Annotated in this window: 21 protein-coding genes and 2 pseudogenes; 11 read left to right on the top strand and 12 right to left on the bottom strand. The window is 68.3% G+C overall.

Annotated elements, in window-relative coordinates; translation table 11 throughout:
- Positions 1 to 33: 33 nt before the first annotated feature.
- Positions 34 to 2145 carry a M4 family metallopeptidase gene (locus ABH936_RS12570; protein ID WP_404603411.1) on the top strand — a complete coding sequence of 704 codons (2112 nt, stop codon included), beginning with the start codon at positions 34 to 36 and terminating at the stop codon, positions 2143 to 2145.
- A 242-nt stretch (positions 2146 to 2387) separates the two neighbouring features.
- Here ABH936_RS12570 and ABH936_RS12565 read toward each other — a convergent pair whose 3' ends face one another.
- The 3 genes from ABH936_RS12565 to ABH936_RS12555 all read right to left on the bottom strand — a co-directional run bounded on the left by ABH936_RS12565 (position 2388) and on the right by ABH936_RS12555 (position 4856).
- Positions 2388 to 2783, bottom strand: coding sequence for a hypothetical protein (locus ABH936_RS12565; protein ID WP_038566480.1), 396 nt, complete (start codon positions 2781 to 2783; stop codon positions 2388 to 2390).
- Entirely contained in the window at positions 2780 to 3169 is a 390-nt protein-coding gene (locus ABH936_RS12560; RefSeq protein WP_404603410.1) for a hypothetical protein, read from the bottom strand. The genes ABH936_RS12565 and ABH936_RS12560 overlap by 4 nt, the downstream gene beginning before the upstream one ends.
- 175 nt (positions 3170 to 3344) lie before the next feature.
- A complete protein-coding gene (locus tag ABH936_RS12555; protein WP_404603409.1) occupies positions 3345 to 4856 on the bottom strand; it encodes a hypothetical protein in 1512 nt (503 codons plus the stop codon).
- Positions 4857 to 5084: 228 nt separating this feature from the next.
- Between ABH936_RS12555 and ABH936_RS12550 the strand changes: the two genes are divergently transcribed.
- From ABH936_RS12550 to ABH936_RS12530, 5 genes and pseudogenes are all read left to right on the top strand, one after another.
- Entirely contained in the window at positions 5085 to 6116 is a 1032-nt protein-coding gene (locus tag ABH936_RS12550) for a class I SAM-dependent methyltransferase (RefSeq protein ID WP_404603408.1), read from the top strand.
- A 51-nt stretch (positions 6117 to 6167) separates the two neighbouring features.
- Positions 6168 to 7112, top strand: a pseudogene (locus tag ABH936_RS12545) (RtcB family protein); the annotation flags it as partial.
- A gap of 216 nt (positions 7113 to 7328) precedes the next feature.
- A pseudogene (locus ABH936_RS12540) lies at positions 7329 to 7682 on the top strand (RtcB family protein); the annotation flags it as partial.
- Positions 7683 to 8038: 356 nt separating this feature from the next.
- Entirely contained in the window at positions 8039 to 8866 is an 828-nt protein-coding gene (locus ABH936_RS12535) for a GNAT family N-acetyltransferase (RefSeq protein ID WP_404603407.1), read from the top strand.
- Positions 8867 to 8963: 97 nt separating this feature from the next.
- On the top strand, positions 8964 to 9389 hold the full coding sequence (locus tag ABH936_RS12530; RefSeq protein WP_074040936.1) for a YccF domain-containing protein: 426 nt from the start codon (positions 8964 to 8966) through the stop codon (positions 9387 to 9389).
- On the opposite strand, the gene ABH936_RS12525 is transcribed toward ABH936_RS12530, so the two are convergent.
- Complete coding sequence (locus tag ABH936_RS12525; protein WP_038566485.1) at positions 9383 to 9649, bottom strand: hypothetical protein; 267 nt, start codon at positions 9647 to 9649, stop codon at positions 9383 to 9385. The two genes, ABH936_RS12530 and ABH936_RS12525, sit on opposite strands and share 7 nt — an antisense overlap.
- Before the next feature lie 143 nt (positions 9650 to 9792).
- Positions 9793 to 10422, bottom strand: a complete 630-nt coding sequence (locus tag ABH936_RS12520) for a maleylpyruvate isomerase family mycothiol-dependent enzyme (protein WP_404603406.1) — start codon at positions 10420 to 10422, stop codon at positions 9793 to 9795.
- A gap of 116 nt (positions 10423 to 10538) precedes the next feature.
- Here ABH936_RS12520 and ABH936_RS12515 point away from each other — a divergent pair, with 116 nt between their 5' ends.
- Positions 10539 to 11015 (top strand): DUF1877 family protein, encoded by a 477-nt coding sequence (locus ABH936_RS12515; protein ID WP_404603404.1) that lies wholly within the window; start codon positions 10539 to 10541, stop codon positions 11013 to 11015.
- An 87-nt stretch (positions 11016 to 11102) separates the two neighbouring features.
- On the opposite strand, the gene ABH936_RS12510 is transcribed toward ABH936_RS12515, so the two are convergent.
- Positions 11103 to 12209 (bottom strand): APC family permease, encoded by a 1107-nt coding sequence (locus ABH936_RS12510; protein WP_404603402.1) that lies wholly within the window; start codon positions 12207 to 12209, stop codon positions 11103 to 11105.
- Positions 12210 to 12867: 658 nt separating this feature from the next.
- Here ABH936_RS12510 and ABH936_RS12505 point away from each other — a divergent pair.
- The 4 genes from ABH936_RS12505 to ABH936_RS12490 all read left to right on the top strand — a co-directional run bounded on the left by ABH936_RS12505 (position 12868) and on the right by ABH936_RS12490 (position 17781).
- Positions 12868 to 14391, top strand: coding sequence for an aldehyde dehydrogenase family protein (locus ABH936_RS12505; RefSeq protein WP_404603420.1), 1524 nt, complete (start codon positions 12868 to 12870; stop codon positions 14389 to 14391).
- 170 nt (positions 14392 to 14561) lie between these two features.
- Positions 14562 to 15548 carry a 3,4-dihydroxyphenylacetate 2,3-dioxygenase gene (locus ABH936_RS12500; protein ID WP_404603401.1) on the top strand — a complete coding sequence of 329 codons (987 nt, stop codon included), beginning with the start codon at positions 14562 to 14564 and terminating at the stop codon, positions 15546 to 15548.
- A gap of 220 nt (positions 15549 to 15768) precedes the next feature.
- Positions 15769 to 16629 (top strand): fumarylacetoacetate hydrolase family protein, encoded by an 861-nt coding sequence (locus ABH936_RS12495; protein ID WP_404603400.1) that lies wholly within the window; start codon positions 15769 to 15771, stop codon positions 16627 to 16629.
- Between the two features lie 279 nt (positions 16630 to 16908).
- Positions 16909 to 17781 (top strand): gamma-glutamyl-gamma-aminobutyrate hydrolase family protein, encoded by an 873-nt coding sequence (locus ABH936_RS12490; RefSeq protein WP_404603399.1) that lies wholly within the window; start codon positions 16909 to 16911, stop codon positions 17779 to 17781.
- Positions 17782 to 18078: 297 nt separating this feature from the next.
- Here ABH936_RS12490 and ABH936_RS12485 read toward each other — a convergent pair whose 3' ends face one another.
- The 6 genes from ABH936_RS12485 to ABH936_RS12460 all read right to left on the bottom strand — a co-directional run bounded on the left by ABH936_RS12485 (position 18079) and on the right by ABH936_RS12460 (position 23665).
- The gene (locus tag ABH936_RS12485) at positions 18079 to 18744 is read right to left on the bottom strand and encodes a GNAT family N-acetyltransferase (protein ID WP_144707988.1); all 666 of its coding nucleotides are present in this window, start codon (positions 18742 to 18744) and stop codon (positions 18079 to 18081) included.
- Positions 18745 to 18834: 90 nt separating this feature from the next.
- Positions 18835 to 19350: a MarR family winged helix-turn-helix transcriptional regulator gene (locus tag ABH936_RS12480; RefSeq protein ID WP_006946992.1), complete on the bottom strand. Its 516-nt coding sequence runs from the start codon at positions 19348 to 19350 to the stop codon at positions 18835 to 18837.
- Between the two features lie 73 nt (positions 19351 to 19423).
- Positions 19424 to 19813, bottom strand: coding sequence for a DUF779 domain-containing protein (locus ABH936_RS12475; RefSeq protein WP_404603398.1), 390 nt, complete (start codon positions 19811 to 19813; stop codon positions 19424 to 19426).
- Positions 19813 to 20856 carry an alcohol dehydrogenase AdhP gene (gene adhP, locus ABH936_RS12470; protein ID WP_404603397.1) on the bottom strand — a complete coding sequence of 348 codons (1044 nt, stop codon included), beginning with the start codon at positions 20854 to 20856 and terminating at the stop codon, positions 19813 to 19815. Before adhP ends, ABH936_RS12475 begins: the two co-directional genes overlap by 1 nt.
- Before the next feature lie 48 nt (positions 20857 to 20904).
- Positions 20905 to 22428, bottom strand: a complete 1524-nt coding sequence (adh, locus tag ABH936_RS12465) for an aldehyde dehydrogenase (protein WP_038566502.1) — start codon at positions 22426 to 22428, stop codon at positions 20905 to 20907.
- A 118-nt stretch (positions 22429 to 22546) separates the two neighbouring features.
- Complete coding sequence (locus tag ABH936_RS12460; RefSeq protein ID WP_404603396.1) at positions 22547 to 23665, bottom strand: GAF domain-containing protein; 1119 nt, start codon at positions 23663 to 23665, stop codon at positions 22547 to 22549.
- Between the last annotated feature and the right edge of the window lie 86 nt (positions 23666 to 23751).

Genomic DNA, 23751 nt, shown 5'->3' with positions numbered 1-23751 from the left:
CGCCCCGGTCGCTCAGAGGAGACACCGATTCTCATGAAGCGCACCACCCTCACCGTCGCCTTCGCTGCGGCCTGCTCCTTCTCGCTCGTCCCCGCCGTCGCTCAGAGCGCCTCCGCCGACTCCCCGGCGACGCGGCAGGCGTCGTTCCAGTCGGCATCGGCGCATTCGAGCCTCGTCGGCTCCGCCCAGTCGCAGTCGGCGGCGCTCGTCAAGGCCGTCGGTCTCAGCGCCGACAACGCCTTCAAGATCAAGGACGTGCTCAAGGACACCGACGGCTCGACGCACGTGCGCGTCGACCGCACCTTCAAGGGCATCCCCGTCGTCGGTGGCGACCTCGTCATCCACCGTGACGCCTCCGGCAAGGTCACCGGCCACGACGGCATGTTCGACGGCGCCATCACCGTCGACACCGCACCCGCCATCCCCAAGGCCACCGGTGAGGCCAAGGGCCTTGCGGCCGCCAAGGCCCACAAGAAGAGCGAGGGGCTCGATGCGGCCAAGGGCGCGGGCAGCACCCTCGTCATTCGTGTCGACGAGGCCGGCAAGCAGCAGCTCGCCTACATGGTGAAGACGACCGGCATGCAGAAGGACCGCACGCCGTCGCGCGTCCGCTCGTTCATCAACGCCGACACCGGCGCCGTCATCTCCTCGTTCGACGAGATCGCCCACGCCACGGGCAACGGCATCTACGACAAGAACGTCACGCTCACCACCTCCGGCTCGAGCGGTTCGTACAAGCTGAGCAACCCGAACACGGGCAACTACACGACCGACTCGAACAACCAGAAGATCAACGGCACGACGATGACGGACGCCGACAACGTCTGGGGCGACGGGTCGAACTCGAACCGTCAGAGCGCCGGCGTCGACGCGCAGTACGGTGCGGACACGACGTTCGACTACTACAAGAGCGTCATGGGCCGCAACGGCATCTGGAACAACGGCAACGGTGCGCGCAGCCGCGTCCACTACGACAACAACTACGTCAACGCGTTCTGGGACGGCACTCAGATGACGTACGGCGACGGTGACCGTAATGCGAACCCGCTGACGGAGCTCGACGTCGCCGGCCACGAGATGAGCCACGGCGTCACGGAGAACACGGCCGGTCTCGACTACTCGGGCGACGCCGGTGGCCTCAACGAGGCGACATCCGACATCTTCGGCACGGGCGTCGAGTGGTACGCGAACCTGGCCTCCGACAAGCCGGACTTCCTGCTCGGCGAGGAGATCGACATCAACGGTGACGGCACGCCGCTGCGCTACATGGACAAGCCGAGCAAGGACGGTGCGAGCTACGACTGCTACTCCTCGTCAGTCGGCAGCGCCGACCCGCACTACTCGTCGGGCCCGCTCAACCACTGGTACTTCCTCGCCTCGAACGGTTCGGGCGCGAAGACGATCAACGGTGTCTCCTACAACAGCTCCACCTGCGACAGCTCATCGGTGACGGGCGCCGGCCGCGCCGACATCGAGAAGGTCTGGTACCGCACGCTGTCGACGAAGCTGACGTCGACGTCGAACTACAAGGCTGCTCGTGAGGGCGCCATCAAGTCGGCCGTCGAGATGTACGGCGGCTCCAGCCAGGTCTGCAAGTCGGTCGAGAGCGCGTTCAACGCCATCAACGTCCCCAAGGGCACCGCTGCGTGCTCGACGTCGACGACCCCGACCCCGACGCCCACCCCCACCCCGACGCCCGGCACCAACGCGGTGACGAACGGTGACTTCGAAGCGGGTCAGACGGGCTGGACGGGCACGGACGGCCCCATCACGAACAACGCTGGCGAGGCCGCACACGGCGGTTCGTGGAAGATGTGGCTCGGCGGCAACGGCTCGACGAGCACCGAGTACGAACAGCAGTCGGTGAAGGTGCCGGCGAGCGGCAAGCTGACGTACTACGTGCACGTCGACACGGCCGAGACGACGCGTTCCACGAAGTACGACACCGCGAAGGTCCAGGTCATCAACGGCACGACGACGAGCACGGTGTCGACCTTCTCGAACCTCGACGCGGCGAGCGGTTATGTAGCGAAGACGGTCGACCTGTCGGCCTTCGCCGGCAAGACGGTGACGCTCAAGTTCACCGCGTCGGAGGACTCGGTCTCGCAGACGTCGTTCGTCTTCGACGACGTGGTCGTGAAGTGACGGCGCACTGACGTCACCTCGACCTCACGTCAGGGGCCGTTGACCGGGCACTGACGACGACGCCGGTGGGTGCCACCCGAATCTCGGGTGGCACCCACCGGCGTCGTGGTGTGTGCTGTGTCGTGACGGTCGGGTGGGGGTGCGAGATTTCTCGCGCGTGGCCCCACCGGCGAGCGTGGTCGAGCCGCGCGGATGAGGCGGGCCGTCAGGTTCGCGCGTGGCCCGTCAGTGGAAGGGCGGCGTCACCCGAGCAGGTCGAGCTCATCGGCTCGGATCTCGGTGACGTGGTTGCTGCCCTGGGTGCGCTGCTCGGTGACGTCGCCGCGCACGCGGATGACGGAGCCGAGGCGCAGGTGTTCGGTGGCGGGCAGCGGGCAGCACAGGGCGAGGCCGTCGTCGACGGTTCGGAAGCAGTGGCGCACGACGTCGGCGGTGTCGCCGTCACGTGGCGGGGTGGTGCCGGCGACGCGGGCGATGACGTCGACGGTGGTGCCCACGTCGGCGAGGAACGCGACGGACGTCGTCGTGCCGGAGCCTCGTTCGGCGGGGCCGGCGGCGACGCCGGAGTAGCGCTGGTCGGCGTCTTTGCGGTCTTGGCCGCGCACGATGCGCGGAATGGTCACGGGGAGGGAGATCACGTCATCCTCAAGGGGTTGAAGCAGTCGCGGAGCACCGTGACGCGCGTGGCGTCGGGGGTGGTGCGGGCCTTGACGAGGCCGGACAGGGCGAGTCGTTCACCCTCGGTGATGCCGTAACGGCGCTGAGTCGACCACTCGAGGAGATCGTTCGTGCCCTCGACGCGCAGCACGTAGGTGAACGTGCGTCGCGCGGCGGTGACATGTTCGACGACGACGCGCAGGCGCAGCTGTTCGCCCTGCGTGCCGATCCATTCGCTCGCGGTGTGGCGCGCGAGGATGCCGGCAGCTGTGCTGGGCTTCTCGGCATGGCCGCGGGTGGGCATGGCGTCGGTTGCGGAGGTCGTGACGCGGTGCGCGTGTGGGCACATGAAGGCTGGCGCAAACATCGACTTCCCCTCTCCGTGAACGATGGTCTCGGTATGAGGACGCATGAACCCCCACGCAGGTTGCGTGTCTCGCTCGAGCAATCGTGTGTTCCCGCTCTTTTGAGCGTAACGCGCATCGCCCCCTCGGACGGCGGTCGCGAGGAGGCGATATGACGGGCGGGCGAGACGTGTGTCGCTATGCCTTGCGGCGCAGCGCCTTGGGGGCGCCGAGAGCAGCCGCGACGCCGAGGGCCGAGCGGGGTGCCCAGGCCGTGCGCCACAAGCCACCGTGTGCGGCGCCGTCGCTGAAGAGTTCTTCGGCGTGGGCGCGCTGAGGCGCGGCGCCGGGGGCGAGGTCGTCACGCATGACGTCGTGGATGAGCAGCGCCGCCATGAGCGCGCGGCTCGTCTCGGCGGCGAAGACCTCGACGCCGAAGTGGTGCGCGCCGGCGTAGGCGGCCTTGAGGGCGGTGTTCTTCGTCACCGACCGGGTGAACGTCGCGGGTGCGACGTTGAACGAGACGCGGCGCCCGTCAGCCTCCGAGGCGACGGCGCGCCAGCGCTGCAGGCGCTTCGCGACGGCGTAGTTGGGCCCCTGCTGGGCGATGATGCAGTCGGTGACGCGCGAGCCTTTCGGGTAGGGCTCGGTGAACAGTTGGCCGCGTGACGCGGTGCGCAGCGCGCGCTTCGCGAAACCCTTGCTGCCGCGGCGTGACCACCTCGAGCGGGCGCTGTCGATGATCTCCTGGGGCACGACGAACGCGTCGGTCGGCGTCGCGAGATAGGCGAGCACCGTCGTCGGGCGGCGCTCCTGCAGCCAGGTGGCGATGAGGTCGGCGGCGAGCGTCAGGCGGATGTGCATGCCCGAATCGGCATAGGCGTGCATGCCGAGGACGACGGTGTCGTCACCCGCCTGCTCGTCGATCCACGCAGCGACGGCCGCGGTGTCGCGCGTGATGTCGGCGCCTGTCTCGCCGTCCTTCGTCGGCAGGCTGACGAGGCCCGCACCGTCGCGCGCCATCTTCTCGAGGCGCTCGCTGACGCGGTGGATGTCGATCGCGAGGATGCGTGCGCCCCAGCTCGACAGCATCTCGAGCGGCCCCATCTCGGCGCCGGCGCCGATGTCGGCGACGACGTGGCCAGGCAGGCTCAGCCACTCCGGGTGCGCGACGACACGCATGACGGCGTCCGCGCACGACTGCTCCACGATGCCCTTGTGCACCCACGCCGCGAGTTGGCGTTCGAGATCGTGGCCGCTCAGCATGCGCCCCTGGCAGGGGATGGCGAGTTCCTGACGAGGCTCGGCGGTGCCGTCCACGGTGTGGGTGCCGAACGTGCCGCGGGCGGCATCGACGGCGGCGTCGACGTCGAGGTCGGCGAGCGGTGTCTGCGTGCCGCCGTTGGCAACGTGGACGAGATGGGCGCGCGCCGCGGCGAGGCCGTCGCGGGCGATCGTCGTCGCTGCATCGTCATCGGCAGCGGTGCGGACGGTGAGTTCGCGCATCGCGCCGACGTAGCCCTGACGCCACGACGTGTCGGCCTCGACTCGGCCCGCCAGTGCGGGGTCACTGTTGCGAACCGCTTCCGCGACGATGGCCTTGACGGTCGGCGTCGTCGGGCGCGTGCCGTCGGATCCGGCCGGGAACTGGATGCCGACCTCCTCGCGGACGGTGGTGTCGGCCGACGTCGGTGTGGCGGTCCTCGGCATCATGAGCCTTTCGCGCAGGTGGTGGGTACCTCACCATCGAAGCGCACTGCTTGGTGCGACTTCGTCAAGAGACGCACCAACTCTGGACGGTCTCGTTTGGAGGTTTCCTCCAATTCGGCGACCGCGCCGACTCATCACGGTGCGACGTTGCATAGGTGGGCCCGCTGCGGTTGACCATGACGAAAAAATCGGTGGCGTGGTTCGTCAGGTCACGGCAGACTCGACGTCATGAACGACACGCAGCTCTCGACCGCATCCACGTCGCCGACGGCGACGGCTGGTAGTGAGGAGTACCTGCGCGTCAACAAGGCCAACTGGGATGACCGTGCCGTCGCCCATGCCGCAAGCCCCGACTATTCGGTGCAGCACTTCATCGACCACCCCGACGCCATCAGCCGTGTCGTCCGGTTCGACGTGGAGCGTGCGCCGGGGCTCGGATCGCTCGACGGGCTCGACGTCGTCCACCTCCAGTGCCACATCGGCACCGACACGTTGTCGCTGAAACGGCTTGGCGCGCAGCGCGTCACGGGTGTCGACCTGTCGCCGAAGTCGCTGGAAGAGGCCCAGCGCATCGCCGCTGCAGCCGGACACGGCGACATCGAGTACGTCGAATCCGACGTCTACTCGGCGCCGCAAGCCCTGGGCGGCAGGCAGTTCGACCTCGTCTACACCGGCATCGGCGCGCTGTGTTGGCTGCCCAGCATCGAACGCTGGGCCCAGGTCGTCGCGGCGCTGCTCAAGCCCGGCGGGCGACTGTTCATCCGCGAAGGCCACCCGATGCTTTGGGCGATGGGCGACCACCCAGCCACCGGGAAACGCACCCTGCGCGATGACGAATTCACCACCCCTGCCGTGGAGTTCCCCTACTTCGAGCAGGAGCAACCACTCGTGTTCGACGACGGGGGCACCTACGTCGAGACCGGCCACGAGTTCACCGCGAACGTCACGCACGAATGGAATCACGGGCTCGGCGAGGTCGTCACGGCGCTGCTGAACGCCGGGCTCCGACTCGACGCACTCGTCGAGCACCAGAGCGTCCCGTGGAACGCGCTGCCCGGCCAGATGGTCGAGATCGAACCGAACGAGTGGCAACTCGCCGAGAATCCCGCGCGGCTCGCCGCGACCTACACCTTGACGGCAACGCTGCCTGCGGACGTCGACGACGCAGGCAGCGCGCGCCTCACCGCACCCGAAGCATCTGCGTCGCAGGACACCCCGACGCCGCCGGCATCGGACGAACCCTCGGCCCGAACGACCTGACGTCTGCTCCGTATCCCCATGCGGCGCAGGCGAACACGCAAGGAGAACACCATGGAGCGAATCAACGCGAAGCTGTACAACTGGGCCTCGATCCTCGAGGAATCGACCCGCGAACAGGCCCTGACGACGGCGTCGATGCCATTCATCTTCCCGCACCTCGCGCTCATGCCCGACGCTCACCTCGGTCGCGGCGCCACCGTCGGCTCCGTCATCCCGACGCTCGGCGCGATGTCTTAGGTCGCGCCGCGACGCAGCCCTGCGGGCCTCGCTGCGCTCATGTCCTCGGGTTGCTGCGGCACTCCGTCATCCCCGCCGCCGTCGGCGTCGACATCGGCTGCGGCATGATCGCGGTGCGCACGCAGCACACCGCCACCGACCTGCCCGTCGACCGTGCGCCCGTACGTCAGGCGATCGAGCGCGCCATCCCGCTGTCGGCCGGGGGAGTGAACCGCACGATCAGCCGCGACCACACGCGCACGCGCCTCGACGAACTCAGCGCCATGGCCGCCGACGCCAGGTTCGACCCCGCGACGTACGCGAAGAACTGGACGCTACAGCTCGGCTCGCTGGGCTCGGGCAACCACTTCATCGAGATCTCCCTCGACGAGGACGACCGCGTCTGGCTGTTCCTGCACTCCGGTTCGCGCGGCGTCGGCAACAAGATCGCCCAGCACCACATCAAGACGGCGACCGACTACTGCGCGACGAACTGGATCGACCTGTCCGACCGCGACCTCGCATACCTCGTCCAGGGCACACCCCAGTTCGACGCCTACTCCCGGTCGCGCCGCGACGCAGCCCTGCGGGCCTCGCTGCGCTCGTGTCCTCGGGATGCTGCGGCATTCCGGCATCCGCGAACTCGAGTGGGCACAGCACTTCGCCCTGCTCAACCGCGAAGAAATGATGGACCGCGTCGTCCGCCAGTACAGCGAATGGGCTGGCGAACCCGTCATCGAACAGGAACGCATCAACTGCCACCACAATTACACAGAGCGTCTTCCGGTTTCCCTGCCTCGCAAGCTCGGCAGTGAGCTCGGTGCGACACCCGGGAACAGAGAGCGTCTTCCGGTTTCCCTGCCTCGCAAGCTCGGCAGTGAGCTCGGTGCGACACCCGGGAACACAGAGCGTCTTCCGGCTCCCAGCGCGCGAGCGCTGTGCAACGACATCGGTGCCGGCCGCCGGTACTCGGAGCTGGCGAAGGGGCGCGATGCTGACGTGTGGCTGTCGCGCAAGGGCGCGATCAACGCCGAAGCCGGGCGTCCGGGGCTCATCCCTGGGTCGATGGGGACGGCGTCCTACGTCGTCGTCGGCAAGGGGAACGCGTTGTCGCTCCACTCCTCGCCCCACGGCGCCGGGCGTCAGTTCCCTCGCTCGGCCGCGCGCAAGCGCTTCACCGGCGATCAGTTGCGCGAGGCGATGGCCGGCATCGAGTACCGCGACACGGATGCGTTCGTCGACGAGATCCCGCAGGCGTACAAGGACATCGACCAGGTCATGGCAGACGCTGCCGACCTCGTCGAGGTGCGGCATGTGTTGCGACAGATCGTGAATGTGAAGGGCGACTAGGTATCGATCGCGCGTCTTCCGGCGGATGGGGTTCACAAGCTCACCCCATCCGCTCGGTGCGACACGACCCGATCAAGCGAGCGGAGGTAGGACCGGAACGAAGTGAGGATTCTGCCGCAGTGAGCGCTGAGGAAGTCGCCCAGAAGACAGGGCGACTAGGTATCGATCGCGCGTCTTCCGGCGGAAGGGGTTCACAAGCTCACCCCATCCGCTCGGCGCGACACGAGCTGGTCACGCTTCTCACGCCCCACCTGGCGGATACCGGGTGGGGCGCGAGCAGCTCAAAGCGATCTACACGACGCGTCGGTCGAGAAATTCAGTTGTGGCGTGGGGCGCCGGGCTGCGAGATTCACCCCATGAACCCTGAGGCGTTTCGCGACCTGTACGACTCTCAGCTGCGCGGTCGGGCGGAGGTGGCCGACGCCGACGAGGTGACGCCGATCGGCCCGGTGTTCGCTGCGACGTTCCCGGGCCGGCGGCGCGGATTCGTCACCTACGACCCGTTCGTCATGGACGACGGGCTCGACGAACTCATCGACGCCGTCGTCAGCCATTTCGAGGCCGACGAGCGCGTCGACCACTTCGAATGGAAGACGCGCGGCCACGACGTCCTGCCGCGGCTGCTCCAGCGGCTCGAGGCGCGCGGATTCGAACTGGAAGAGCCCGAGACGGTCATGGTCGGGTCGGTCGACGACGTCATCGCCGCCGACGAGGGCCTGCCCGCCGGATACACGCTCGAACGCGCCGCCACCCAGCAGGCGATGCGTGACGCCGAAGGCCTCGCCGGGCGCGTCTTCGGCGATTCCCCCGAGCGCAGCCGACGTCAGGGCGACGAACTCGTCGAGCGCATGAGGCGCGATCCGGAAAGCTTCGAGATGTGGTTCGTGCGCGACTCGGCAGGCGACATCGTGTGCTCGGGGCGGGTCGATTTCGTGGACGATACCGACTTCGCGGGCCTGTGGGGTGGCGCGTGCGACGAACGTCATCGCGGGCGAGGCCTCTATCGCGCGCTCGCAGCGCAGCGCGCCCGGGCAGCCATGACGCGCGGAAAGGCGCTGCTGCAGGTCGACTGCACCGAGTATTCGCGCCCCATCCTGCAGCGTGCGGGCCTCGTCGCGGTGACGACGTCGACACCCGCCGCCTGGCGACGGCCTGCCTCGAACACGTCTGGCGCACCCTGCTGAGGTGGCATGTGAGGCGACCCAGGAGCGATTCAGGTCATCTGGATAGGCTGTGGAGGTCGTATCGACACCACCCGGGTTCGACGACACGGGGAGAACAATGAAGACGTTGCTCAACATCATCTGGTTCGTGTTCGCCGGGGTGTGGTTGTGGTTGAGCTACATGCTCGCCGGGCTCATCATGTGCATTCTCATCGTGACGTTCCCGTTCGGCGTCGCGTCGTTCCGCATCGCCAACTTCGCCGTGTGGCCGTTCGGGCGCACGTACGTCGACAAGCCGACAGCGGGCGTCGGGTCGATGATCGGCAACATCATCTGGTTCGTGCTCGCGGGCATCTGGATCGCCATCGCGCACATCGGCACGGCCATCGCCCTCGCCGTCACGATCATCGGTCTGCCCCTCGCCTGGGCGAACCTCAAGATGATCCCGCTCGCACTGTTCCCGCTGGGCAAGCAGATCGTCCCCGAGAGCGCGGCGCGCCCGCTCATGCCGCAGGCCGGCACGCCGACGACGTCGCGCTACTGACGCGGCGCCGGCGGCGCAGCCCCAGGGTCGTCGGAGTAGGGGTACGGCTTGGATTCATCGTCCGCGCCGATGCCGTAACCGTGCTGTTTCTCCGGGGCCTCGACTGCCATCCACGTCCGGATCATCCCCGGTACGAGGAAGGCCACCCACGCGATCGGCCACGCGTGGAAGGCGAAGCCGAGCACGAGAAACACGATGAGCGCCAACGAGCCGGAGATCGCGAGCAACTTCTGAGCCGTGGAGTTCGATGAGGCCTTCATGACTCGAGTCTAGGCGCGCCGTTCGTCGCCTCACGCGGCCGACGCTCACGGATCCCCCATGGCATGTGTCATGGCTCCACCGCCCGATGTTGCCCGGGAACCCAGGCACCCGCGCCGCGAATCCCGGGCAACATCGACGAGCGTCAGCGCGTCAGGCGCGCGCGGTACGTCTCGACGCCGTCACCGGACAGGTCGTCGAGGTAGGCGGTGCGTCCGAGCATCGTCATGATGAGCGCGATGATCGGCCCGGAGACGACGTCGCCCTTGCCCGTCTCCCACTTCTGATCGGTAGCCATGAGGTGCAGGCCCTTGATGCGGTCGCCCGCACCCATGCCGAGGCCCGCGTCCTTGTAGTGGTCGGCGAGCTGACGCAGCGTCTCGGCGGGGTAGGTGTGTTCGATGTCGAGCGCGCGGCGGATGTCCTCTGCATGCACGACGACCTCGCCGAGCGCGGCCTCCGCGGAGAACGGCGACACGCGCTCGTGCATCGACTCGCGGAAGGCTTCGAGCGTCTCGGCGGGTGTGCCACCAGAGAGACGCGCAACGCCGGCGTCGCTGACGGCCTGGACGTTGCCCTTGTGCGTCAGCATCTGCTTGGCGGCGCTCGCCTTCGACGTGCGCGCCGACGACGCGAGGTGCGCGACGACCTGCTGCACGCTCCAGTCCTCGCACAGCGACGGGGCGCGCCACTGCGCGTCACTCAGCCCTGCGAGATCCTCGAGCAGCGACTCGCGCTCGTCGTGGACGGACTTCCAGGTGATCTCGTGCGACATCGTCAGCCTTTCGAAGGGCCCGGGGCGCCCGGGCGTGCCGTGTTCGCTCCCAGTCTGCCAGCCGCGGCTGACGGCGGCGCTGACACGCGGGGGGCGTGGGCAGTACCGTCGGGCCCATGGGAATGATCTGGACGGCCTACCGCATGGACGATACCGAGGCGCAGCGACTCGTCACCGACCTCACGTCGACGGGTGACGCGCCCCTGCAGGCGCTCGAGACGCTCGAGAAGTTCGACGACGAGCGCATGCTCGATGTCGACAAGGCCTGGCATGCGCTCGAGCGCCTCTACAAGCAGGCGCACGCTCCGAGCCCGATCTCGGAGGGGCGGGTGCCTGACTCCGAGGATGTCGTCGTCGGCCACGTGACGCCCGCGCGGGTGACGGCGATCGCCGCCGCGATGGGCCGCATCACGCCGAGCATCCTGCGCAAGGGCTACGACGCGAAGAAGTTCACGCGCGACGAGATCTACCCGGATATCTGGGACGAGGACGACGTGCTCGACGTGTACGTCATGCCCTACGACGCCGAGCTGCGCGAGTTCTACGCCGAGGCAGCCGAGGCGGACGAAGCCGTCATCTGGCAGCTGAACTGACGTCTGTCGCGCTCGAACCGGGCGCCTCAGAACGCAGCGCGCCCACCCCGTCGAGTGACGAGGTGGGCGCGCTGCGTCGCGGGTCGTTCAGGGCGTCGGTGCCGCCGACGTCCCGTCGATCTCTGTTGCGCCGTCGGTCGTCTTGACGCGGTCCATGCCCATGAGCGCCCACTGCTGCGGCGCGCGGGCCTTGAGGACGAACGACGAGATGACACCGATGACGACGGCGACGCCGATGAGCGCGGGCAGCTGCCACGCGAGGGCGCTGTTCGGGTCTCCGATGAGGTTGCCGAACTGCGATGCGGCATACGCAGCGACGCCGCCCATGAACACGGCCGAGAGCGCGGGCGCGACGAGGGTGCGCCAGAGCCCGCCGAGGCCGGTGCCGGCGGTGGCGACGTCACCCGTCACCGCGTCGTCGGCTGCGGCCTTGCCTCGTGCGCCCCGGTACTTCGCGAAGAACACGACCACGGCGAGCGACGCGAACGCCATGAGGAACAGGATGGCGAGCGTGCCGAGCTGCGTCAGCCAGGTGAACAGGGCGAGCACGGGATCCTTGTCGGTGACGACGAAGATCGTCAGGACGACGGCGGCGAGCACCGTCTGGCTGATCGAGCCCATGTGCGGCGACAGGTGCACCGTGTGCGTGTGGCCGAGGCGGGCGGGCACGAGCCCCTCGCGTCCGAGGGCGAACAGGTAGCGCGCGACGGCGTTGTGGAACGCGAGCAGCGCCGCGAAGACGGATGTCGCGAACAGCAGCGACATCGCCTTCGTCGCGCTCGAACCGAGGTAGGTGTCGCCCAGCTCGAAGAGGAAGACCGTCGGGTCCGGCTTGAGGCCGCCGAGGTGCTCGACGAGCGTCGAACCGCCCTGCGCGCTCACCATGAGGAACGTCGTGATCGAGTAGAAGACACCGATGACGGCGACGGCGAGGTACGTCGCGCGCGGCACGGTGCGACGCGGATCCTTCGCCTCCTCCGAGTAGATCGTCGTCGACTCGAACCCGATGTAGCTCGCCGAGTTGAACAGCAGTGCGATGGCGAGCGAACCGCTCGTCAGGGCGTCGAAGCTGAACGAATCCCAGGCCAGGTGCGATGCGACACCGCCGTGGCCGCCCTCCCCACCCTTGCCGATGATGGCGCCGTCGAGCAGGAGGACGATGAGGAATTCCGCGGCGACGAGGACGCCGAGCACCTTGACGGACAGATCCCTGGCGGTAGCCGAGCAGCGCGATGACGGCCCACGCGACGAACGCGCACGCCCACCACGGCGGGTCGAAGCCGAGGTTGTCCGCGCAGAAGCTGGCGGTGGCCGAGCCGAAGAGGCCGTAGAGGCCGATCTGCATGGCGTTGTAACCGAGCAGCGCGATCCACGCCGCAGCGCCGCCGGCATGCTGGCCGAGGCCGCGCGCGACGTACGCGTAGAACGCGCCCGTGCTCGTGTGGTGACGTGCCATCGCGGTGTAGCCGACGGCGAACAGCAGCAGCATGGCGCTGACGATGAGGTACGCGAACGGAATGCCTCGCCCGTTGCCGACGAGCATCGCGACGGGCGCGCCGCCGGCCATCGCCGTCAGGGGCGCGGCGGCGGAGACGACGATGAACGCGATCGCGATGACCCCGAGGCGCCCGGAACGCAGGCGGTGCTCGGTGTGTGGGATGTCGGAATCTGCGCGCGGACTCATGTCGGGAGACGACGTGGGAGTTGCCATGCCGGGCCTTTCGTTCGGGGGCGAACGATCTCGCCTCGAGGGTCACGGTAACCCATGATGTGATCTGAGACACATGAGGATCAGATGACGATTTGATCTCGCGGCACGATGTCCGTTTGGGCCCGAACGATTGGTAGTGTGATGCGCATCACCGCACCAGCCAACCTTGCGAGGAGCGTCATGGTCACCGCGCCGCAGCCCGAGAAGATCACCGTCGAGGGGGTCGAGGTCGATACGCGTCACTGGATCGGTGGCGAGCGCGTCACCAGCGCTGACGGTGCGACGTTCACCGACGTCTCCCCGATCGACGAGAGCGTCATCGGCGAGATCAGCGCAGGCGCCGAGGCCGAGGTCGACGCTGCCGTCGCTGCTGCGCGCAAGGCCTTTCCGGCATGGGCCGGCATGCCGGTCGCGGAGCGCGCGGCGCTGCTGCGCAACGTCGCCGACGGCGTCGAGGCGCGTGTCGAGGAGCTCGCGCACGTCGAGACGCGCGACAACGGCGCGCTGCTGCGTAGCCACCTGCGCGGCGTCATGCCGCGCGTCGCGATGAACTTCCGCTTCTTCGCCGATTACCTCGAGAACGACCTCGCCCACCCGGACATGACGGTGCCCGGGCGCGGCCATCGCGAACGCATCACGTACGACCCGGCCGGCGTCGTCGCCATCATCACGCCGTGGAACGCGCCGCTCATGCTCGCGACCTGGCGCATCGGCCCGGCGCTCGCGGCGGGCAACACCGTCGTCGTCAAGCCGCCGGAGTGGGCGCCGCTGACGGCGTCGCTGCTCGCCGACATCATGCGTGACGCGGGCCTGCCCGACGGTGTGTTCAACGTCGTACAGGGCACGGGCGTCGACGCGGGCGCCCCACTGACGCGTCACCCCGGCATCAACCGGCTGTGCTTCACCGGCTCCGTCCCGACGGCCGGCGTCATCGCTGCTGCGGCCGCGCCGAACATCGTCCCGTTGTCGTTCGAGCTGGGCGGCAAGTCGCCGCTGCTCGTGCTCGACGACGCCGACATGGATCTGGCCGTCGACATCGCCGTCGAGCAGTTCGACAACGCCGGGCAGGTCTGTCTCAAGGGCGCGCGTCTGCTCGTCGACGCCAAGATCGCCGAGGAGTTCACGCAGCGTGTGCTCGACAAGGCTCGCACGCTCAAGCAGGGCGACCCGCGCGACCTGACGAGCGACGTCTCCGCACTCATCACGCGCAAGCACTTCGACACCGTCGACGGTTTCGTGCAGCGCGCCAAGGCCGACGGCGCGCGCGTCCTCATGGGTGGGGGGCCGAACGACGAGCTGGGCGGCCTGTTCTACTCGCCGACGATCCTCGCCGACTGCCCCGAGGGCTCGGAGATCCTCACCGAGGAGGTCTTCGGCCCCGTCCTCACGATCGAGACGTTCGACGGTGACGAGGCCGGCGTCGCGATGGCGAACGACACGCGCTTCGGCCTCGCCGCGACGCTCGTGACGTCGGACCCCGAGCGGGCAGAACGCGTTTCGGCGCAACTGCGCGCGGGCACCGTCTGGGTCAACTGCTTCTTCGTCCGCGACCTCGGCGCGCCGTTCGGTGGCAGCGGCCGGTCCGGTATCGGCCGCGAGGGCGGCATCTGGAGCTTCGACTTCTACTGCGACGTGAAGAACTCCGTCTTCGCGCCGAGCAACTGAACGATCGAGTCGCTGAACAACTGAATGGCCGAGAAATTGTGCGGCACTGCTCGCAGGTGCCCGCCGCACATCTTTTGCGTGCGGTGCACCTGGGTGCACGTGCACGCAGAGGATGGCGGGCCTTGGGGCAGGTCAGTGACGAGAAACGACGATGAACGAAGGAGACGGACATGGGTGAAGTGGTAGGCGCCGGTCTGCTGGCGCACGTGCCGACGATCATGCTGCCCGAGGACGTGCGGCGCAGCCTCAACAACGGCGAGGACACGACGCTCGTCGCCGGGCTCCAGCAGTTGCGGCGCGAGGTGTTCGACGTGCTCGACTACGACACCGTCGTCGTACTCGACAGCCACTGGGCGACGACCGTCGAGTTCGTCGTCACGGCGCAGGATCGCCGCTCGGGGCTGTTCACGTCGGAGGAGTTGCCGCGCGGCATGACGCGCCGTCACTACGACTTCCCCGGCGACCCGGAGCTCGCGCACCTCATCGCGAGCAAGGCCGACGAGCACGGCACGTGGATCACCGCGATCGACGACCACTCGCTGCCGATCTTCTACGCGACGACGAACATGTGGGAGTACCTCGGCAAGGGCCTCGACGACAAGAAGTGGATCTCCATCGGCGTGTGCCAAACAGCCGACACGGAGGACAACCTGCGCCTCGGCCGCGCGCTCGGTGACGCCATCCGCGAGAGCGACCGCAAGGTGCTGCTCATCGCCTCCGGCGCGCTCAGCCACACGTTCTGGCCGCTGCGCAAGCTGCGCGACCACGAGGCCGCCGGCAGCGAGCACATCTTCTCGCAGGAGGCGTGCCAGGCCGACCTGCAGCGCATGGAATGGTTCGCGAACGGCGATCACGCGCGCGTCCTCGACACGATGGACGAGTTCTACCGGTACAAGCCCGAAGCACGATTCGGGCACTACCTCATGATGATCGGTGCCCTCGGCGAAGGCGACTGCACCGCCCCGTCGCGTCAGTACGGCGAGTACGAGAACTCCGTCGGTACTGGCCAGGTTCACCTGTGGTTCGACCAGCCCGACGGTGGCTTCCCCGCGCCGCACCGTACCGTCATCGACGACGACGTCTTGCGTCAGAAGGCTGCCTCGGCGGCTGCTGAGGCGGGCCCGCAACACATCCCCGACGTCCCGGCCGCCGACTGAGGGCGTTGGCTGTCCGACGTCCGTCGCTCGCTTTTTTCCTGCGCCACCCTTCCTGCGACCTCTTTCGCCCGACGTCCTCCGCTCACCGTGAGTAGCCCCCGACACCTTCCCCTCTGCGTGCAGATGCACCGGGGTGCACGTGCACGCAGAGGGGAAGGGGCGCCCGGGACGCCCCGCCGACCTTGACCTTGATCCTGATCCACCCCACGAGGAGAACCCGATGACCCTGCGCGAAACCCGCCGCATCCTGCTGGACGGCAACCCCGTCGACGTCGTCGTCGACGGTGACGACCTCGTCGCCGGCGACGGTCGTCGCGTCGCCATCGCCGACGCGACGCACCTGCCGCCCGTGGCGCCGAGCAAGATTGTCTGCGTGCACCTCAACTACCGCAGCCGCGTCGACGAGATGATGACGACGCTGCCGAAGGCGCCGACGTACTTCCACAAGCCCGTCTCCGCGCTCAACACGCACGAGGGTGCCGTCGTGCGCCCCGAGGGTTGCAAGTGGCTCAACTACGAGGGCGAGATCGCCATCGTCATCGGCAAGACGTGCCGCAACATCTCGCCCGAGGAGGCCGGCGACCACATCCGCGGCTACACCGTCGCCAACGACTACGGCCTGCACGATTTCCGCGACACCGACTCCGGTTCGATGCTGCGCGTCAAGGGTGCCGACACGCTCTGCCCCGTCGGCCCCGGCGTCGTCGAGGGCTGGGATTTTCGCGGCAAGCGCATCCGCACCCTCGTCAACGGTGAGGTGAAGCAGGACGGCACGACCGACGAGATGGAGTGGAACATGCACTACCTCGTCGCCGACATCGCCCGCACCATCACGCTGCAGCCCGGCGACCTGCTGCTGTCCGGCACGCCCGCCATCTCGCGGACGGTGTACCCCGGCGACGTCGTCGAGGTCGAGGTCGAAGGCCTCGGCACGCTGCGCAACCACATCGTGACGGGCCCGACGCCCATCCGCACCGACGTCGGCGCGCAGGTGACCGAGTCGGAGGAAGTCCTCTCCACCGCCCAAGGTGGCGACTGGGAGTTCCGCGGTATCCGAAAGCCGATGCCTCCGCAGCCGTGATGCCCGCACCTTCTGGCGCGTCTTCCGGCGGTGTGGCTTCGCAGGCTCAGCCGCACCGCTCGGTGCGACACGACCGGCGGGGCGGCGCGGAATGATGTCCCACTCGGTGCAATCACGCCCCGAGTAGGAGCTGTTCGTGGCGAGTTCTCCCCACTCGGTGTTGATACGCACGATGTGGGAGTTGTTCGTGGCGAAATCTCCCCACGTGGTGTCGAAACGCACCACGTGGGAGAACTGTGAGGTGATGACGATGACGACGAAGACAAGGCGGGTGACGGCGTGAGTCGACCCATCATCGCGATGCCGGCGCGGTTCTCCGCGTCCGCGTCAGCTCTGCGCTACGGCGCAGATGTCATGGCGCGCGCGCTCATGGACGCCGTCTGGGCGGCGGGGGGCGAGCCGGTCGTCATCCACCCCATTGCCCCGATCGCCGAGCCGATGACCGCTGGGGGTGATGACGGCACCGAGCGCGGGGCTCCCGACGCACTCGTCGACCCAACGCGTGGGTTCGCCGGTATTCCAGACGCGTTCGTCGACCGGGTCGCCGAACGCGTGGCCTTCGCCGATGGCATCCTCCTGCCCGGTGGTGGCGACATCTCGCCCGTCTGGACAGGCGAAGCGATGCACGACACCCATTACGACGTCGACGTCGAACAGGACGCGTTCGACTTCGCACTCGCCCGCGTCATCGTCGGACGGGCCGTGCCGGCGCTCGCGATCTGTCGTGGCATGCAGTTGCTCAACGTGGCCTTGGGGGGCACGTTGCACTTCGACATGGACGACGAGCTCGGCGTGTCGGCGCACCGTCATCGCGTCGAGGACGTCGAGCTGGACCCGTCGTCTCGCCTCGCGCAGGTGCTCGGCGGGTCGAGCGTCAAGGCCAGTTGCTACCACCACCAGTGCCTACGGGACGTCGCGCCCGGCTGGCGGGTCGTCGCGCGTGCCGATGACGGGACGACGGAAGCCGTCGAACTCGACCCGACGACCGACGCTGTGGCGGCAGGCACCTCGGCGAGCGAGCGCGAGTCAGGCCTTGTGGGCGCGGGGGCCGGCATCGTCGCGGTGCAATGGCACCCGGAGGACACCTTCGACACCGACGGACAGCAGCTGCGATTGTTCAGCGACCTCGTCGAACGCGCCCGTCCCGCCTGAGCGCGACGCACCTTCGACGCCTACGTGCAACAACTGCGGCTGCTCAGCGATGTCGTCGAGGGCGCTCGTCACGCCTGAGCCCACGCACACTGACCCCGGTTCTTCACGCTGTGTTTCCGAGGACGCGAGCCAAGAGCCAGGCGCCGACGGGGCCGTCGTCGTCTCGCGTTCACCTCGGCCCGGGGGGCAGTTCACCTCGGCACAAGTGCACCCGGGTGCATTTGCGCAGCGTCTGAGTGCGGAGCCACTCACTCGCCCCGGGCGTACCTCAGAGGCGGCGTGCCGGCCGGGCCCTGCTCACGCGGGCCCGCCGGCGGAACGCCAGGCGCCGAGGGGCTGTGCGGGGTAGTCCATGAGTTCCGTCGTCTCGTCGATGACGACGAAGCCGCGTCGCTCGTAGTTTCGCAGCGCCGCCGGGCCGTCGAGGCTGCACGTGTGAACCCAGACGCGTTGCGTCGCCGGCACCTCATGACGTTCGGCGAGCGTCCAGGCTGCGTCGATGCCATGGGCCAGCAGCGTGCGGCCGAGGCCCCGTCCGATGGCGGTCTCGACGAGTCCGAAGTAGCGGATCTCGACGCTCGCTCGACCACGCGCCTCCGCCGCGCCGACCGGTGTCGGCTGGATCTGCACGTAGCCCGCCGGTTCGCCGCCGACGTACGCGACGTAGGTCTCGGTGCCGGTGACGCCGAGGTCGGCGAGCCACTGCTCGCGCGTCCATCCGAGGCGGTCGGTCCACGTCCACGGCCCGCCGACGACGGCGTAGAGGTAGCGGGCGAACTCGGGGCTCGGGTTCGGCACCAGGTCGATCCGAACGTCCTCAGGACGGCTCGCCATGTCGTCATGCGGGCCGGGTGCGACGTCGGGGGCGTCGGCCGTCGGGGTGCTGACGCAGTGGCCACGCGGCGTGGTGTGCGGGCGCTCGGGCATCTCGAGCGTCCACGTGGTGACGGGGCGCAACGGCATGGTTCTCCTCGATCGGGCGGGTTGACTGGTAGGCGTCACATCATCGGCCACGCTGCGCCGGGCGGGCGCCGGGCGGGCCTCGGGTGGACGTCAGACGGACGTGTGGGCGCCGAGGCCTTCGGCCGTCGTCACGACCTTGCGGAGTGCCTTCGTCAGGACGGTGAGTTCGTCGGGCGTCAGGTCGGCGACGAGTTGCTGTTCGCCGGAGTTGAACTGGGGAAACAGCTCCTCCATGAGCGTCATCCCGGCGGGCGTCAGTGACAGGTGCGCGAACCGCTTGTCACTCGACGACTGGGTGCGCTTGAGCCATCCCCGGGCTGAGAGGGTCTTGACGACGCCCGACAGCGTCGCCTTGCTGATGCCGGCGCTCTCGGCGACCTCGCGCGTCTCGGGTTCGCCGTAGATCCACACGCTCCACAGCACGACGAAACCCGTCCACGACAGCTCGTGCGGACGCAGGACGGTGTTCGTCATGTGGTTGCGCGATGCGTTCGCCGCGCGGTGGATGCTGCTGACGGCGTGCATGGCGGCGACATCGATCTTCGCGTCGGCCAGCTTGCTCGAGGCCAGGGTCTCGGTCTCGAGCAGCGTGTGATGACTCGGCATCAGCCCACATTATCTTTCGGATCCGAACAGACGTGGATGACGTCCACCGTGCCCCCGGCCGCGCGAGGTTCTCTCACATCAGATCGGAGCGAATGAGGAAGCGTTTGCCCTCGGGCGCCTCGAGGGAGAAGCCGCCGCCCCGTCCGTCGATGGCGTCGACGGTGAGGTGAGTGTGCTTCCACGTCTCGAACTGTTCCCGGCTCATCCAGAACTCCAACTCGGCATCGTCGCCTGCCACGTCCGGGAGCGTGAACGTGCCGAGCAGGACGTCGGCCTGACCCGTGCGGAACTGTCCTGCCGGGTAACACATCGGGGTCGACCCGTCACAGCACCCGCCGGACTGGTGGAACATGAGACGACCGTGCTCGGCCACGAGCTGGTGCAGCAGAGCGACGGCGTCCGACGTCAGGGCGACCCGGCTGACGGTCTCTCCGGCCACACCGGCTCGTGACTCGAGGTTCATCACTTGTCCTCACGCTCCGTCGTGTAGTCGATGACGACGCGCCCGTCGATCTTGCCGTGGTGCATCTCGTCGAACACCGCGTTGATGTCGTCGAGGTTCCGCTTGCTGAACGTCGGGTGGATGAGGCCTCGGGCGTAGAAGTCGAGAGCCTCGACCATGTCCTGCCGGGTGCCGACGATCGATCCGCGGATCGTCAGGCCCTTGAGGACGACGTCGAAGATCGGCGCCGGGAAATCACCCGGAGGAAGACCGTTGAACACGATGGTTCCCCCGCGACGCGCCATGCCGATGGCCTGGCCGAACGCCTTGGGGTGCACCGCCGTGACGAGGACGCCGTGGGCGCCACCGCCTGTGGCGTCGAGGACGGCCTGCGTCGGGTCCTCGACCGCGGCGTTCACCGTGACCTCCGCGCCGTGCTTCTTCGCGAGCTCCAGCTTGTCGTCGGCGACGTCCACGGCGACGATCCGCATGCCCATGGCCTTGGCGTACTGGACGGCGATGTGCCCCAGCCCGCCGATGCCGGAGATGACGACCCACTGCCCGGGGCGCACCTCCGTCACCTTCAGACCCTTGTACACGGTGACGCCGGCGCACAGCACGGGAGCGATCTCGTGGGGGTCCGCGCCCTCGGGGATGCGAGCGGCGAACGTGGCGTCGACGAGCATGTACTGCCCGAACGAGCCGTCGACGCTGTACCCGCCGTTGGTCTGCTCCTCGCACAGCGTCTCCCAGCCGGTGCGGCAGTGTTCACACGTGCCGCACGCGGAGGCGAGCCAGGCGTTGCCCACCATGTCGCCGACGGCGAGTTCGGTGACGCCCTCGCCGAGTTTCTCGACGACGCCGACTCCCTCGTGGCCGGGGATGAACGGCGGTTCGGGCTTGACCGGCCAGTCACCGTCCTTGGCGTGCAGGTCGGTGTGGCACACACCCGATGCGATCAGCTTGACGAGCGCTTGACCCGGCCCGGGTTCCGGCAGTTCCACGTCCTTGACGTTCAGGTCTTCGCCGAAGACGTCCACGACTGCAGCTTGCATGGTGCTCATGACTCTTCCCTTCGTGTGGTTGCGATCTGATCCGTGATGCGGGTCGGCTCAGAAGAAGCCGAGCTTGTTCTCCGAGTAGGAGACGAGGAGGTTCTTCGTCTGCTGGTAGTGGTCGAGCATCATGAGGTGGTTCTCCCGCCCGATGCCGGAGCTCTTGTAGCCGCCGAACGCGGCGTGTGCCGGGTAGTTGTGGTAGTTGTTCACCCACACGCGGCCCGCCTGGATGTCGCGGCCCGCGCGGTAGGCGGTGTTGCCGTTGCGGGACCACACACCGGCGCCGAGGCCGTAGAGGGTGTCGTTCGCGATCTTCAGCGCCTCGTCGTACGTACCGAACTTCGCCACGGACACGACCGGCCCGAAGATCTCCTCCTGGAAGATCCGCATGTTGTTCGTGCCCTCGAAGATGGTCGGCTCGACGTAGAAACCGCCACCCAGATCGCCGTCCAACTCGGCCTGCCGACCACCGGTGAGCACCTTCGCGCCCTCCTTCTGGCCGATGTCGAGGTAGGAAAGGATCTTCTGCAACTGGTCGTTCGAGGCCTGCGCGCCGATCATCGTCGAGTCGTCGAGCGGGTTGCCGGCCTTGATCTTCTTCGTGCGTTCGACGACGTCGGCCATGAACTGCTCGTAGATCGACTCCTGGACGAGCGCGCGCGACGGGCAGGTGCACACCTCGCCCTGGTTGAGAGCGAAGAGGGTGAAGCCCTCCTGCGCCTTGTCGTAGAACGCGTCGTCCGCCTGCGCGATGTCCTCGAAGAAGATGTTGGGGCTCTTGCCGCCGAGTTCGAGAGTCACCGGGATGAGGTTCTCCGAGGCGTACTGCATGATGAGGCGGCCGGTCGTCGTCTCACCCGTGAACGCGATCTTGCGGATGCGCTTGTTCGACGCGAGCGGCGCTCCGGCCTCGACGCCGAACCCGTTGACGACGTTGACGACTCCTGCGGGTAGGAGGTCCTCGATCAGTTCGATGAGCACCATGATCGACGCGGGCGTCTGCTCGGCGGGCTTGAGGACGACGCAGTTGCCGGCCGCCAGCGCCGGCGCGAGCTTCCACACGGCCATGAGGATGGGGAAGTTCCACGGGATGATCTGCCCGACGACGCCGAGCGGCTCGTGGAAGTGGTAAGCGACGGTGTCCTCGTCGATCTGCGAGAGGCTGCCTTCCTGCGCGCGGATGGCGCCGGCGAAGTAGCGGAAGTGGTCGATCGCGAGGGGGATGTCGGCGTTGAGCGTCTCGCGCACCGGCTTGCCGTTGTCCCACGTCTCCGCGACGGCGATCTTCTCGAGGTTCTCCTCCATCCGGTCGGCGATCCGGTTGAGGATGAGTGCCCGCTCCGCGGGCGAGGTCTTGTTCCATGTCGGTGCCGCAGCCCAGGCCGCGTCGAGTGCGGCCTCGATGTCCTCGGCGGTGCCGCGGCCCACCTCGCAGAACGTCTTGCCGGTGACCGGGGTGGGGTTCTCGAAGTACTGCCCCTTCTTCGGCGCGACCCATTCGCCGCCGATGAAGTGCTCGTAGCGCTTCTTGAACTCGACCTTGGAGCCCTCGGTTCCCGGGTTAGCGTAGACCGTCATCGCAGCTTCCTTTCCCTGAGCCCGCGGGATGTGACGCGGGGTTGCGTGATGTGCGTCACGTTACGAGGGGCTGCGTTGCATCAACGTTGCACTGCCCGTGCAACGCGCTGTGCGGGCGTCAGTTCGCCTGGCGCAGACGAGTGTCGAGCTGTTCGAGATGCGTGAGAACGATGGCCCGCTGTGGCGCGCGCGGTGGCAGGACGGTGAGTGCCATGTGCCACGACTCGACGTCATCGGCGGCCTCGGGCAGGTCGAGGTAGCGCAGAAGGGTCTCGGGAGTGGCGTCACTGAGCATCGCTTCGCGCAGCGACCCGGACGTCGAACGCAGCAGGTCGACTACGGGCTCCGCCTCGCTGCGCGTCAGCGAGGCTCCGCGATACAGCTCGAGGGCTTCGTCGTGCTCGCCGCGACGCAGATGCTCCGTGACCTGGACGGCATCGATGAGCAGTGGCCCCGTGAGGCGGTAGGGGCGGTTCTCGAGGTTCGGCGCGCCGGGAATCGTGTCGAGCCGTCGACGAAGCCGCAGCAACTCGCCGCGGATGGTGGCGGGCGGCGTGCCGTCCGGGTAGACGAGGGCCCCGATCTCGTCGGCGCTGAGGCCTTGGGGTTCGAGCGCGAGTGTCGCGAGGAGTTCGGCGTGGCGGTCGGTGAGTGCGTGGGTGGCCGTACCCGTTTCGATGCAGGGGCGGCCGTGGTGGACGAGACGCAGCCGCGCGCTCGTGTGCGGTGGAGGGCCGACCGGCACCCCGGCGAGGCGAAGTTCACGAGCGGCCGCGGCCGCGGTGGCCTGCACGAGTGCGAGGGTGCGCCGGTCCGCCGCAGCGTCACCTCCCGTCACGTCGAGAGCGCCGAGCACCTCGCCGGTGACGGGGTCGACGAGCGGCGCCGCGGAGCAGCTGAACGGGTGGACGTCCGGGCGCGTGTGCTCCTCGCGATGGATCGAGACCGCCTCGCCGCGGGCCACAGCTCGGCCCGGCGCGTTCGTGCCGACCTGCGCCTCCGACCAGTTCGCCCCCGCGGTGAAGCCGATGCTCTCGGCGCGGCTGCGGGCGCGGGAGTCTCCGTCGACGTAGTGCAGGCGTGCCTCGCGGTCCGCGATGGCTATGACGAGACCCTCGTCGCGTGCCGTCGAGCTCAACAGCGAACTGACGACGGGGATCGCGTCGGCGAGCCGAGCGTGGACGCAGCCGGGGCCGCACCCGCAGGCGCAACCCTGCGATCGGGACTCATGCCGCATCCCTGCCCCTCTCGTCGTGATCCAAATCACACTACACCCGTCCGGGGTGGGGTGGGTCGGCGGCGTGACGCTGCGTGCCGTGTGTC

The sequence above is a fragment of the Dermacoccus sp. GAS27A genome (genome assembly GCF_044909235.1).
In the GTDB taxonomy this organism is placed as follows: Bacteria; Actinomycetota; Actinomycetes; order Actinomycetales; family Dermatophilaceae; genus Dermacoccus; species Dermacoccus nishinomiyaensis.
Note: the sequence above shows the minus strand (reverse complement) of the source record. Positions and strands in the feature narration are given on the sequence as shown.